This window comes from Curtobacterium sp. MCBD17_013 (assembly GCF_003234565.1).
In the GTDB taxonomy this organism is placed as follows: Bacteria; Actinomycetota; Actinomycetes; order Actinomycetales; family Microbacteriaceae; genus Curtobacterium.
Genome location: NZ_QKTU01000006.1, coordinates 82,150 through 95,154, shown reverse-complemented (window position 1 = coordinate 95,154; position 13,005 = coordinate 82,150). Strand labels below are relative to the sequence as shown.

Here is a 13,005-nt window from a genome sequence, read left to right as displayed (position 1 = left end):
CGGCGCCGCCGCGACACCCCCACGGCGGGGTCTGTCCGCGGGGAGCGCCGCGTGGCACACTGTGCCGGGGCGTCGACCTGGTCCGCCTCGTCCACGGGTGAGTGAGCCTGCACCTCACCCCAGCGCTCCTCGAACGGTGTCCCCTGGCAGGCTCGGGTCCGCCGCCCAGGAGACCCCTTGTCGAACCCGGCCCCCGCCACCACCCCAGCGCCCGCCCGCACGGCGACCAAGCGCACCGTCCTCATGTGCAAGCCGACGCACTACACCGTGAGCTACCGCATCAACCCCTGGATGCACCCCGAGGAGCCGACCGACACCGCGAAGGCGGTCGCCCAGTGGCAGACCCTCGTCGACACGTACGAGCGGCTCGGGTTCGACATCCACTTCATCGACCCGATCGAGGGGCTGCCCGACATGGTCTACGCGGCCAACGGCGGGTTCGTGCTCGACGGCGTCGCCTACGGCGCGAAGTTCCAGTACCCGGAGCGCCAGCCCGAGGGCCCCGCGTACATGGACTGGTTCCGCGAGCACGGCCTCCGCGTCGCCGAGCCGGTCGAGACGAACGAGGGCGAGGGCGACTTCCTGCTCGTCGGCGACGTCATCCTGGCCGGCACCGGGTTCCGCAGCGACAGCACCTCGCACGAGGAGATCGCCCGCGTGTACGGCCGCGAGGTCGTCACCCTGAAGCTCGTCAACCCGGCGTTCTACCACCTCGACACCGCGATCGCGGTCCTCGACCCCGAGCCGGTGGACGGCGTCGCGAACATCGCCTACCTGGAGTCCGCGTTCGACGAGGCCTCGCTCGCCGAGCTCCACCGCCGGTTCCCCGACGCGATCATCGCCACCGAGGAGGACGCCGCGATCCTCGGGCTCAACTCCTACAGCGACGGCCACAACGTCGTCATCGCGGCCCGCGCGACGACCTTCGCCGAGCAGCTCCGCCAGCGCGGGTACAACCCGATCGGGGTCGACCTGTCCGAGCTGGTGCTCGGCGGCGGTGGCGTCAAGTGCTGCACGCTCGACCTGCACCCCGTCGAGACCGCCTGACCGGTCCCTGCTCCCGAGCCCGTCGTGACTACGCGGCGGCGGGCTCGGCCGGGAGTTCCCGCATGCCGAGCAGGGGCGAGAGCAGGACGGGCAGCGCCGCGAGCAGGGCACCGATGCCGGCGACCCACATGGTCGCCTCGACACCGAGCCACGTGCCGAGCAGTCCCGCCGCGATGCCCCCGATGGGCACCACGCCCCACACCACGAACCGGATCGACGCGTTCATCCGGCCGAGGAGGCGCGGCGGACAGATCCGCTGCCGGTAGGTGACCTGCGTGATGTTGTAGACGAGGACACCGGCGCTCGTGAGGAACTCGGCCAGCACGAGCAGCGGGACCGCGAGCGTCGGCACCAGCCCCGGCGTCGCGAGCAGCAGCGCCCCGACCCCGGCCGCGACGGCCGCGACGGGGATCGCCGTGCCCTCGCCGACGCGTCGGGCCACCCTGCCGGCGGCCAGCGCGCCGAGGAGTCCCCCGACCGCGCCGACGCTCGTCGCGGCGCCCCACACGAGCGTGCCGAGGTGCAGGTCGCGGAGGACGAGGAGCGGCAGCACCGTCCCCCCGATCCCCGAGAACAGGTTCAAGCCGGCCGTGCACAGGACGACCCGGACCAGGAGCGGCTGGTGGAACACGAACGCCAGGCCCTCGCGGATCTCGGTCACGAGTGGCAGGCGTTCGTGCTCGGGCCGCGGCTGCTCGTCGTCCCGGATCCCGAGGAGTGCGACGAACGACGCGAGGTAGCTCAGCGCGTCGATCCCGACGACGAGCGCCGGCCGCAGCGCCGCGAGCAGGGCACCCGAGGCCGCGGGACCCCCGACGCGCGCGACCTGCTGTGACGCCTCGAGCTTGCCGTTCGCGTCGCCGAGGAGCGCCGACGGCAGGATCATCGGCGGGTAGCTCTGGTACGCCACGTCGAAGAACACCGTCGCCGCGCCGACCAGGGCCGCCACGACCATGAGCTGCCAGATCGTCAGCGCGCCGAGCAGCCACGCGACGGGGATGGTCGCCAGGAGCAACGCGCGGGTCAGGTCCGCCGCGAGCATCACCCGGCGCTTCCGCATCCGGTCCACCCAGGCGCCCGCGGGCAACCCGATGACGAGGAACGCCACCGTCTCGAGCGCGGTGAGGACGCCGATCTCGAACGTCGAGGCGGCGAGCACCGTGACCGCAAGGGTCGGGATCGCCAGCACGGCGAGCTCACTGCCGACCGCGCTCGCCGACTCGCCGCTCCACAGCCGGAGGAACGGTGCGTTGCGCCACACCGTGGCGGGTTCCGCCGCCCCCGTCGTCCGACCCGGCTCCGTCATCCGCTCAGTATGCCGGGAGGCCCGTCCCGGCCGGGAGGACCGTCCCGCCCCCGCCACCCGTCGCGTCCCGCTTCGCACACCCGCCGTTCGGCTTCGCACACGCGCCGCCCGGCTCCGCACACCCGCCGTCCTGTTGCACCCCGCGATGCCGTTGTTCAACGGGACACGACGTGTTCAACGCTCGGCGGGAGTCCGATCGGCGGCAGTCGGGAACGACGAAGGCCCCCGCTCCCGCGAGGGCCTTGCGATGGTGGCTGGACACGGCATCGATCCGTGGACCTTTCGATTTTCAGTCGAACGCTCTACCAACTGAGCTATCCAGCCGTGGGCGACTCGATGGATCGAGTGGTGCCCGGGACGACTCGGTCCGAGGACCGGACGCCATGGCGACCCTGACGGGACTTGAACCCGCGACCTCCGCCGTGACAGGGCGGCACGCTAACCAACTGCGCTACAGGGCCATGCTTGTTGAGTTGTGGGCGGCGCCGGACACCCCGCCTGCAGTGACCCCAACGGGATTCGAACCCGTGCTGCCGCCGTGAAAGGGCGGTGTCCTAGGCCACTAAACGATGGGGCCGTCAAGCGATGCTTCACAGCTACCGGAGAACCAGCATACGGAAGCTCGCCGCGAATGCCAAACCGAGCGGATACCGCCTCGCCGGTCGGCGTGTCGCGGGCGTCGTGACCGGGGCATCCGGGTTCACTCGCCGCAGAGAGAACCCCGTGCCGTCGTTCCCCGTGGGTCCGACGTCGGTGCCCCATGCCCCTCGCCAGGGGGGTGGAGTGTCCGACACCCCTGTTGTTACTGTTGCGACTGTTGACAGTGTGACTCGGGTGCGCCTCGCCGTGCTGTTACGAAATCGAGACCGATGACTTCTTCCTCCTCCATCAGCCGCCGATCCGCGCCCCGACGCGCCGCTCGGGCCCTCGCCGTCCCCGCGAGCCGACCCCGTGCCCTCGTCCTCGCCGTCGTCGTCGCGCTCACGGGGGGTGTCCTCGCCGCGACCGGGACGCCCTCGTCGGCGTCCGCCACGTCCTACCCGAGCTGGTCCGACGTCCAGGCGGCCAAGGCGTCCCAGGCCGCCCAGCAGGCGAAGGTGACCGAGATCAAGGGACTCATCGCGTCCCTCCAGTCCCAGGTGTCGGCCAAGCAGGCCGCCGCGGAGAAGGCCGGCGAGGCCTACCAGACGGCGCAGACCGAGTACGACGAGGCCGCGCTCAAGGAGCAGAAGCTCCGGACGCAGGCGGACGAGGCCCGCAAGACCGCGGCCGCGTCGGAGCGCCAGGCCGGGCAGCTCGCCGCGCAGCTCGGACGCTCGTCGAACAACGACGTCACCTCGAACCTCCTGGCACACCCGTCCGGAGCGAAGGACCTGCTCTACCAGCTCGGCGCGATGTCGAAGCTGTCCGAGCAGGCCGACGGCATCTACGAGCAGGCGAGCCAGGACCGCGGCACGGCGCAGGCGCTGACCGACCAGGCCGGGGTGGCGAAGAAGGCGCTCGGAACGCTCCGTGACGCCGCGCAGCAGAAACTGGCCGACGCGAACGACGCCGCGACGGCCGCGCAGAGCGCTCTCGACGACCAGAACGACAACCAGGCGCGGTTGCAGGCGCAGCTCGTCCTCCTGACGACGAACGCCAAGAACGTGCAGGCGAACTACGACAAGGGCGTCGCCGTCGCCAAGGCCGCGGCTGCCGCGCGAGCCGCCGCTGCCGCGCGAGCCGCTGCTGCTGCTCGGGCGGCTGCCGCTCGCGCCGCCGCTGCCGCCCGGACCGGGGGCGCCGGCGCGCAGACGAGCACGGGCACCACCACCACGACGCCGAACGGGTCGGGCTGGGTCCGCCCGTCCGCCGGGTACCAGACGAGCCCCTACGGCTACCGCGTCGACCCCTACACCGGTGCGTACGCCCTGCACGCCGGGGTCGACCTCGCGCCGGGCTGTGGTGCGCCGATCTACGCCGCCCACAGCGGGACCGTCACCTTCGCCGCGAACGGCGGGGGTTACGGCAACGAGGTCATCATCGACAACGGTGGCGGCATCTCGACGGCGTACGGCCACATCGTCAACGGCGGGTTCCTGGTCCACGCGGGCCAGACCGTGGTCGCGGGACAGCAGATCGCGCTCGTCGGCTCGACCGGCTGGTCGACCGGCTGCCACCTCCACTTCGAGACCCGGGTGAGCGGCGCTGCCGTCGACCCGGTCCCCTTCATGGCTGCGCGGGGGATCTCGGTATGACCACGAGCGCGCCCAGGAGGCACTGACCCGCATGAAGCCAGCACGCGTCCTCATCGGAGGCGCCGCGACCCTCGCGGTGCTCGGACTGACGTTCACCGTCGCCGCACCGGCGTCGGCCAGTCCGTCCGCTCCCTCGTGGGCCGACGTGCAGGCGGCGAAGCAGTCCCAGGCGGCGACGCAGCACCAGGTCGACACGTTGACCTCGTCGCTCGACGCGCTCCAGACCCAGGCGGAGCGGGCCTCGGTCGCCGAGCAGCAGGCCGGTGAGGCGTACCAGCGGGCGGCATCGCGACAGCAGGCGGCGCAGACCCGGGTCGACACCCTGACGCGCCAGTCGAAGCAGGCCGAGGCGAAGGCGAAGGTCTCCGCCCAGCAGGTCGCCGGCCTCGTGGTCGAGCTCTCGCGGACGGGCGGCGGCGACCTCTCGACGGCGATGCTCGTCGACGGCGCCGACGCGAAGGACCTGCTGTACCAGGTCGGCACGATGTCGCACCTGTCGGCTCGCTCGGCGGGCATCCTCGCCGACGCCGAGGCCGACCAGCGGCAGGTCGACGCCCTGCAGCACCAGGCCTCCGCGGCCGAGACCGCGCTCGGCAAGGCCACCACGGCCGCCAAGACGTCGCTGTCCGACGCGAACGACCAGGCCGCGAGCGCCGCCGGACGGCTCAAGAGCGTGCAGGACCAGCAGTCGACGCTCTTCGACCAGCTGGCGTACCTCAAGGGAACGACGGCGACCACCGAGGCCGCGTACTTCGCCGACCAGCAGGCGAAGCAAGCCGAGCGGGCGATCGCGACCTCGACGACCAGTGGGGGCGCCGGCACGACGAAGGCCGCCGCCACCGGGAGCACCGGGACGACCGCGTCGAAGCCCGCGGCGTCGAAGCCGACCGGTTCGAAGCCGACCGGGACGGGCACGGCCCCGAAGCCCGCCACCGCGCCCGCGCCGAAGCCGGTCGCGCCGGCCCCGAAGCCCGTCGCAGCGCCCAAACCGGCCGCGCCTGCCCCGAAGCCGGCCGCGCCTGCCCCGAAGCCGGCCGCGCCTGCGCCGAAGCCCGTCACCGCGCCCGCGCCGAAGCCGCCGACGTCGAGCACCGGCTCGTCCTCACCGTCCAAGGGCTCCGCAGCGCTGGCGTTCGCGTCCGCCCAGATCGGCAAGCCGTACCTGTTCGGTGCCGCCGGTCCGAACTCCTACGACTGCTCGGGGCTCGTGATGGCCGCGTACAGCAGCGTCGGCGTGGCCGTCGGTGGGCACCGGGTCGACTGGCAGTACGAGCACTTCGCCGCGCTCGGCCGACTCGTGCCGCTGTCCCAGGCGCAGCCGGGCGACATCATCTTCTACTCGACGACGGGCACGAACCCGGCGGGGATGTACCACGACACGATCTACGCCGGCGGCGGTCGGATGGTCGAGGCCCCCAAGCCGGGACTCAGCGTACGGAACTACGCTGTGTACACGTACCAGATCGTCCCCTACGTGGCGCGCCCCACCGGCTCGCTCTGATGACCCGGCCGGGACCCCTTCGGGTGGGGTTCCGAGCCGATGACGGTGCCGACCCCTTCGGGTGGGGTCGTCACCGGACGAAGGCGGCGGGCGCCCCATGGGCACCCGCCGCCTTCACTTCTCCCAGCCGGCCGCCTGGCCAGCGCCGCGCCTCGGGGCGCGACGGACTCAGTGGCCCGGCTGGTACGCGGCGAAGCCCGCCGCGACGATCTCCTCGGCCTCGGCGGCGTCACCCCAGCCCTCGGCGTTGACGAACTTGCCCGGCTCGAGGTCCTTGTAGCGCTCGAAGAAGTGGGCGATCTCGGCCTTCGTCTGCTCGTCGACGTCGGCGATGTCCTGGATGTGCTGCCAGCGCGGGTCCTTCGCCGGGACGCAGAGCACCTTGGCGTCGGAGCCGGCCTCGTCGCTCATCTTGAACACGCCGACCGGGCGGACCTTGACGCCGACGCCGGGGAACGCGGGGTACTCGAGCAGGACGAGGGCGTCCACGGGGTCGCCGTCGAGCCCGAGGGTGTTCTCGAAGAAGCCGTAGTCGGTGGGGTAGACGAACGACGTGAACAGGACGCGGTCCAGGTACACCCGACCGGTCTCGTGGTCGACCTCGTACTTGTTGCGGCTGCCCTTGGGGATCTCGATGACGACGTCGTACGCGGCCATGTGGCACTCCTCGATGTGGATGGTTCTGCGGTCCTACAGCGCCGATAACGTTACAGGGTGGACATGCACCGGCCCCGGCTCGGACCCGCAGTCGCCGCCGTGCGCCGCGCGGTGCGGACGTCCCTCGCGGACGCCCGTTCGGCGGGCGCCCTCGCCTCCGGTGACCTCGTCCTCGTGGCGCTGAGCGGCGGCCCCGATTCGCTCGCACTCACGGCCGCGACCGCGTTCGAGGCGCCCCGGCAGGGCCTCCGCGCGGGCGCCGTCGTCGTCGACCACGGCCTCCAGGCGGGCAGCGGGGCGGTCGCGAGCGCGGCCTCCCGGCAGGCGGAGGCGCTCGGGCTCGCGCCCGTCGTCGTCGACCACGTCCGCGTCGGTGACGCGGGTGGGCCGGAGGCCGCCGCCCGGGAGGCCCGGTACCGGGCGATCGCGGCCGTCGCCGCGGCGGAGCGGTCGCCGCTGGTCCTGGTCGGGCACACGATGGACGACCAGGCCGAGACGGTCCTGCTCGGCCTCCTGCGCGGCAGCGGTCCGGACAGCCTGTCGGGCATGCCGGCGCGGTCACCGGCACCGGTGGCGCCCGGGCCGCTGCTCGCCCGCCCGCTGCTCGGCGTCCGGCGGGCGACGACCGTCGCGGCCTGTGCCGAGAGCGGCCTGGAGCCGTGGACGGACCCACAGAACAACGACCCCGCGTTCGCCCGGGTCCGGGTGCGCGCGCGCGTGCTGCCGGTGCTCGCCGAGGAGCTCGGCGACGGCGTGGTCGAGGCCCTGGCTCGCACCGCCGACCAGATCCGCGAAGACGCGAGCGCGCTCGACCACTTCGCCGAGGAGCTCGCCGAGGAACTCGCGGAGCACGCCGAGGCGGGCATCGCGGTGTCCGTGTCGGGACTCGCGGCCAACCCGCCGGCCCTGCGGCAGCGACTCGTGCGCCTCGCGGTCGAGGGGGAGTTCGGCGTCGTGCTCTCGCGGCTCCAGACGCTCGAGGTGTGCCGGCTCGTGACGGACTGGTCGGGACAGGGGCCGATCGACCTGCCCGGCGTCCGCGTGCGGCGCGAGGGCGACCGCCTGCTGTTCGCGAGCACGACGTCCGGGCGGGTGTCCGGGTCCGGGCGGCCGGTGTCCGAGTCCGGGCCGGGGTCGCCCGGCCGTATCCTGGGAGACCCGGGCGGCACCGGCCCGGCGCACCACTGACCAGAGAGGGCACGCCCCCGTGGAACTCACCGACGTCCAGGCCGACCTGAGCGAGGTCCTGTTCACCGCCGAGCAGATCGACGCCCGGATCGCCGAGCTCGCCCGCGCGGTCGAGGCCGACTACACCGGGCGCGACCCGCTGCTCGTCGGCGTGCTCAAGGGCGCGGTCATGGTGATGGCGGACTTCTCGCGTGAGCTCAAGCTCCCGATCACCATGGACTGGATGGCGGTGTCGTCCTACGGGTCCGGCACCAAGTCGTCCGGCGTCGTGCGGATCCTCAAGGACCTCGACACCGACCTGCACGGCCGCGACGTCCTCATCGTCGAGGACATCATCGACTCCGGGCTCACCCTGTCCTGGCTCCGGCAGAACCTCGTGAGCCGCGGGGCCGCGAGCGTCGAGATCGTCGCGTTGCTCCGCAAGCCCGAGGCGGCCAAGGTGCAGGTGGACGTCAAGTACGTCGGCTTCGACATCCCGGACGCGTTCGTGATCGGGTACGGCCTCGACTACGACGAGCGTTACCGCAACCTGCGTGGTGTCGGGGTCCTGGCGCCGCACGTCTACTCCTGACGAACGGCCCTCCGGACGTCGAGTTCGCCCTCGGAGGACACCCACTCGCCCCACAGAGTCCCGGCCGTATGCTGACTTCCACGCAACATCGGCAGAGAAAGGTGTCGGGCGTGTCGCCCGGATCACATGGACTTCAAGCGCATCTTCCGTGGGCCGTACCTGTACGTGATCATCGCGGTCATCGGGATCTGGATCGGCTGGGCCGTGATCAGTCAGTCCGGGACGTCGCAGATCACGACGCAGAAGGGCCTCGAGCAGCTCGGTGACGGCAAGGTCGCCTCTGCCACCATCAACTCCACCGAGCAGCGCGTCGACCTCGTGCTCAAGGACGGCAACCAGACGGAGCAGTTCTACTACTCCACCCCGCGTGGGCCGGACGTCGTCTCGGCGGTCGACAAGGCGAACCTGTCGAAGGGCTACAACGACACCGTCCAGCAGTCGAACGTGTTCGTCTCGCTCCTGCTGACGTTCCTGCCGTTCCTCGTCATCGGTCTGGTGTTCTGGTTCCTCCTGTCGAGCGCCCAGGGCGGCGGCTCGCGCGTCATGCAGTTCGGCAAGTCCCGCGCGAAGATGAACAACAAGGAGAACCCGCAGGTCACCTTCGCCGACGTCGCCGGCGCGGACGAGGCCATCGAGGAGCTCCAGGAGATCAAGGAGTTCCTGAAGGAGCCGGCCAAGTTCCAGGCGGTCGGCGCGCGGATCCCGAAGGGCGTGCTGCTGTACGGCCCTCCCGGGACCGGCAAGACCCTGCTCGCCCGCGCCGTCGCCGGCGAGGCCGGGGTGCCGTTCTTCTCGATCTCCGGTTCGGACTTCGTCGAGATGTTCGTCGGTGTCGGTGCGAGCCGCGTCCGTGACCTGTTCGACCAGGCCAAGCAGAACGCTCCCGCGATCATCTTCGTCGACGAGATCGACGCCGTCGGTCGCCACCGCGGTGCCGGCATCGGCGGTGGCAACGACGAGCGCGAGCAGACGCTGAACCAGCTCCTCGTCGAGATGGACGGCTTCGACGTCAAGACGAACGTCATCCTCATCGCCGCGACGAACCGTCCCGACGTGCTCGACCCCGCGCTCCTCCGGCCGGGCCGCTTCGACCGCCAGATCGGCGTCGACGCCCCGAGCCTCATCGGCCGCAAGCAGATCCTGCAGGTGCACGGCAAGGGCAAGCCCCTCGCCGCGAGCGTCGACCTCGACGTCCTCGCCCGCAAGACCCCCGGGTTCACGGGTGCCGACCTGGCGAACGTCCTCAACGAGGCCGCGCTGCTCACCGCGCGCTCGAACGCGCAGCTCATCGACAACCGCGCGCTGGACGAGGCCGTCGACCGCGTCATGGCCGGTCCGCAGCGGCGGACCCGCGTCATGAGCGACCAGGAGCGCCTCATCACCGCGTACCACGAGGGCGGTCACGCGCTCGCGGCCTCGGCCATGCGGCACACCGACCCCGTCACGAAGATCACGATCCTCCCGCGCGGTCGTGCCCTCGGGTACACGATGGTGCTCCCGCTCGAGGACAAGTACTCGGTCACGCGCAACGAGCTGCTCGACCAGCTCGCCTACGCCATGGGCGGTCGTGTCGCCGAGGAGATCGTGTTCCACGACCCCACCACGGGTGCGTCGAACGACATCGAGAAGGCCACGGCGACCGCACGCAAGATGGTCACCGAGTACGGCATGAGCACGGCGGTCGGTTCGGTCAAGCTCGGCCAGGGGTCGGGCGAGCCGTTCCTCGGCCGCGACATGGGCGCCCAGCGCGACTACTCGGAGAACATAGCCGAGACCGTCGACGCCGAGGTCCGTGCCCTGCTCGAGTCCGCGCACGACGAGGCCTACCAGGTCATCAACGCGAACCGCGACATCCTCGACCACCTGGCGGGCGCCCTCCTCGAGAAGGAGACGCTCGACCAGAACGAGCTCGCCGAGATCTTCAAGGACGTCCGGAAGCTGCCCGAGCGCCCGCAGTGGCTCTCGAGCGACAGCCGCCCCGTGAGCGACCTGCCCGCGATCTCGCTGCCGGTCAAGGCGCCGGTGGACGAGGGCGCCGTCGACGGCGGCATCGACTCCGAGCCCCCGGCGAAGCCGCGTCGGGCACGGGCCCCGCGCGGGAACCCCGGTATCGCGCCGGCGTAGGCCAGCGGGATGACCGACCTCCCCAGCCGGCGCGAGCGCCGGATCTCCGAGGCGAGCCGCGCCCGCGCCGCCGCAGCCGAACCGGCGACCGTCGCCATCGACCTCCCTGCCCTGCAGCAGGAGGCGGCGACGCGTCGCCGGTCGGCGCGTGCGGCGGGCGCGGCCCCATCGACGCCGGGCCGGGCGCGGATCATGGGCATCCTCAACGTGACGCCCGACTCGTTCAGCGACGGTGGCGAACACCACCGACGCGACGCCGCCGTGACGCACGCGCGCCGGCTCGTGGCCGACGGCGCCGACCTCGTCGACGTCGGCGGCGAATCCACCCGGCCGGGTGCGCCGCGGGTGCCGGTCGACGAGGAACAGCGTCGCGTGCTGCCGGTCGTGCAGGACCTGGTCGCCGAGGGCATCACGGTGAGCGTCGACACGATGAACGCGGCGACGGCCGAGCGGTCGCTCGAGCTCGGGGCGTCGATCGTCAACGACGTCTCCGGCGGGTTGGCCGACCCCGACATGGCCCGCGTCGTCGCCGCGAGTGGTGCGGGCTTCGTCGTCATGCACTGGCGCGGCCACAGCGACGTGATGCACCGGAACGCCGTGTACGAGGACGCCGTCGAGGACGTCCGCCGCGAGCTCGAACTCCGGGTCGCGGAGCTCATCGTGCTCGGTGTGCACCCGGACCAGGTCGTCGTGGACCCGGGGCTCGGGTTCGCGAAGCACGGTCGGCAGAACTGGGAGATCCTGGCCGGGTACGAGCGCTTCGCGTCGCTCGGGCTCCCGGTGCTCGTCGCGGCGTCACGCAAGCGCTTCCTCGCCGGCGTCGGGAGCGATCCGGACGCCGCACCCCGGGACCGGGACCTGGCGACCGCGGCGATCACGCTGCTCGCCGCCGAGCGTGGGGCCTGGGGCGTCCGGGTCCACGACCCCGCCCCGAACCGCGCGGTGCTCGACGTCTGGGACGCCTGGAGGGCCGCGCGATCGTGAACGACGTCATCCGCCTCACGGGGGTCCGGGCCCGCGGTCACCACGGGGTCTTCGACCACGAGCGCGCCGACGGGCAGGACTTCGTCGTCGACGTCGCCGTCGAGGTCGACGCCCGTGCCGCCGCGGGCCCCGACGACCTCGACCGCACGGTGCACTACGGCGTGCTCGCCGAGCAGGTCGTCGCGGCCGTCGAGTCCGACCCCGTCGACCTCATCGAGACCCTGGCGGAGCGCATCGCCGCCGTCGTCCTGGGGCACCCGGCGGCACTCGCCACCGAGGTCACCGTGCACAAGCCCCAGGCGCCGATCACGGTGCCGTTCGCGGACGTGTCGATCACCATCCGCCGGGACCGCTCCGCGCGGGTCGACCCGTGAGGCGCGCCGTCATCGCCCTCGGCGCCAACCTCGGCGACCGGGGGTCGACCCTGCGCGAGGCCGCTGCGGCGATCCTCGCGGTGCCGGGGGTGCGCCCGGTGGCCGCATCGCACGAGGTCGAGTCCGTCGCGATGACCCTCTCCGGGCCCGACGAGACGAAGCCCCGGTACCGCAACGGGGTGGTCGTGGTCGACACCGATCTCGAGCCGCACGCACTCCTCGCCGCGCTGCACGACATCGAGGACGCCCACGGCCGGGTCCGCGTCGAGCGGTGGGGGGACCGGACGCTCGACCTCGACATCGTGGCCGTCGACGACGTCGTGCTCGACGCCGCCGACCTGACGCTCCCGCATCCCCGGGCCGCCGAGCGGGCGTTCGTGCTCGCGCCCTGGCTCGACGCCGACCCCGACGCGGTCCTCCCCGGCGCCGGTCCGGTCGCCGCGCTGCTCGCCGCGGTCGGCGACGACACCGTCCGCGTCGAGGAACCCCGACTGTTCGCGTCCCGTCCGTCCGAGCTCCCGGGAGCACCCCAGTGAGACACACCCGCGCCTCCACCCTGATCAGCGTCGCGATCGTCGCCGGTGTCGCCGGGTTCGCCCTCGACGCTGCCCTGGCGTCCCGGCAGCGGCCCGTCATCGTGCTCTCGTCGGCGCTCGGGCTGACCCTGGGCTTCATCGGCATCGCGCTCGTGCTCATGGCGATCCCGGTCCGTCGGCACGCCCGTGGCACCGCGACCCGCCCCGTCGACGCCTTCTACGCGACGCGGGTGGTGGTCCTCGCCAAGGCCTCGAGCATCTGCGGCGTGCTGTTCGGCGCGTTCACGGGCGGCGGGCTCGCGTTCGTCCTCACGCGGGCCGTCGTCCCCGCGCTAGGCTCCATCCTGCCCAGCGTCGTCGCGGTGTTCGGTGGTCTGGTGCTCATGGTGTGTGCGCTCGTCGCGGAGCACATGTGCACGGTGCCGCCCCGGGACGACGACGACTCCGACCCGGGTGGGACGACCGCGATCTGACCGACCC

Annotated in this window: 12 protein-coding genes and 3 tRNA genes; 10 read left to right on the top strand and 5 right to left on the bottom strand. The window is 72.4% G+C overall.

Features of this window, described 5'->3' with window-relative positions:
- Positions 1–177 precede the first annotated feature (177 nt).
- On the top strand, positions 178–1,047 hold the full coding sequence (ddaH, locus tag DEI81_RS08730) for a dimethylargininase (RefSeq protein WP_258368582.1): 870 nt from the start codon (positions 178–180) through the stop codon (positions 1,045–1,047).
- Between the two features lie 28 nt (positions 1,048–1,075).
- Here ddaH and DEI81_RS08725 read toward each other — a convergent pair whose 3' ends face one another.
- From DEI81_RS08725 to DEI81_RS08710, 4 genes are all read right to left on the bottom strand, one after another.
- A complete protein-coding gene (locus DEI81_RS08725) occupies positions 1,076–2,353 on the bottom strand; it encodes an MFS transporter (protein ID WP_111010324.1) in 1,278 nt (425 codons plus the stop codon).
- 248 nt (positions 2,354–2,601) lie between these two features.
- Positions 2,602–2,677: transfer RNA gene (locus DEI81_RS08720), tRNA-Phe, on the bottom strand.
- Between the two features lie 60 nt (positions 2,678–2,737).
- A tRNA-Asp gene (locus DEI81_RS08715) sits at positions 2,738–2,814 on the bottom strand.
- A gap of 43 nt (positions 2,815–2,857) precedes the next feature.
- Positions 2,858–2,930: transfer RNA gene (locus DEI81_RS08710), tRNA-Glu, on the bottom strand.
- Between the two features lie 292 nt (positions 2,931–3,222).
- Here DEI81_RS08710 and DEI81_RS08705 point away from each other — a divergent pair.
- Positions 3,223–4,590: a M23 family metallopeptidase gene (locus DEI81_RS08705; RefSeq protein ID WP_146244061.1), complete on the top strand. Its 1,368-nt coding sequence runs from the start codon at positions 3,223–3,225 to the stop codon at positions 4,588–4,590.
- Between the two features lie 31 nt (positions 4,591–4,621).
- The gene (locus DEI81_RS08700; RefSeq protein ID WP_111010322.1) at positions 4,622–6,091 is read left to right on the top strand and encodes an NlpC/P60 family protein; all 1,470 of its coding nucleotides are present in this window, start codon (positions 4,622–4,624) and stop codon (positions 6,089–6,091) included.
- Between the two features lie 168 nt (positions 6,092–6,259).
- Here DEI81_RS08700 and DEI81_RS08695 read toward each other — a convergent pair whose 3' ends face one another.
- Positions 6,260–6,748, bottom strand: coding sequence for an inorganic diphosphatase (locus DEI81_RS08695; RefSeq protein ID WP_111010321.1), 489 nt, complete (start codon positions 6,746–6,748; stop codon positions 6,260–6,262).
- A gap of 63 nt (positions 6,749–6,811) precedes the next feature.
- Between DEI81_RS08695 and tilS the strand changes: the two genes are divergently transcribed.
- The 7 genes from tilS (at position 6,812) to DEI81_RS08660 (ending at position 12,998) form a co-directional block, all read left to right on the top strand.
- Positions 6,812–7,936 carry a tRNA lysidine(34) synthetase TilS gene (gene tilS / locus DEI81_RS08690; protein WP_111010395.1) on the top strand — a complete coding sequence of 375 codons (1,125 nt, stop codon included), beginning with the start codon at positions 6,812–6,814 and terminating at the stop codon, positions 7,934–7,936.
- Between the two features lie 19 nt (positions 7,937–7,955).
- On the top strand, positions 7,956–8,507 hold the full coding sequence (gene hpt / locus DEI81_RS08685) for a hypoxanthine phosphoribosyltransferase (RefSeq protein ID WP_111010320.1): 552 nt from the start codon (positions 7,956–7,958) through the stop codon (positions 8,505–8,507).
- A 126-nt stretch (positions 8,508–8,633) separates the two neighbouring features.
- Positions 8,634–10,631 (top strand): ATP-dependent zinc metalloprotease FtsH, encoded by a 1,998-nt coding sequence (ftsH, locus tag DEI81_RS08680; RefSeq protein ID WP_111010319.1) that lies wholly within the window; start codon positions 8,634–8,636, stop codon positions 10,629–10,631.
- A gap of 9 nt (positions 10,632–10,640) precedes the next feature.
- Positions 10,641–11,615 (top strand): dihydropteroate synthase, encoded by a 975-nt coding sequence (gene folP, locus DEI81_RS08675; RefSeq protein WP_111010318.1) that lies wholly within the window; start codon positions 10,641–10,643, stop codon positions 11,613–11,615.
- Positions 11,612–11,989: a dihydroneopterin aldolase gene (folB, locus tag DEI81_RS16560; RefSeq protein ID WP_111010317.1), complete on the top strand. Its 378-nt coding sequence runs from the start codon at positions 11,612–11,614 to the stop codon at positions 11,987–11,989. The genes folP and folB overlap by 4 nt, the downstream gene beginning before the upstream one ends.
- Positions 11,986–12,525, top strand: a complete 540-nt coding sequence (folK, locus tag DEI81_RS16555) for a 2-amino-4-hydroxy-6-hydroxymethyldihydropteridine diphosphokinase (protein WP_111010316.1) — start codon at positions 11,986–11,988, stop codon at positions 12,523–12,525. The genes folB and folK overlap by 4 nt, the downstream gene beginning before the upstream one ends.
- Complete coding sequence (locus DEI81_RS08660) at positions 12,522–12,998, top strand: DUF3180 domain-containing protein (RefSeq protein ID WP_111010315.1); 477 nt, start codon at positions 12,522–12,524, stop codon at positions 12,996–12,998. Before folK ends, DEI81_RS08660 begins: the two co-directional genes overlap by 4 nt.
- Positions 12,999–13,005 lie beyond the last annotated feature (7 nt).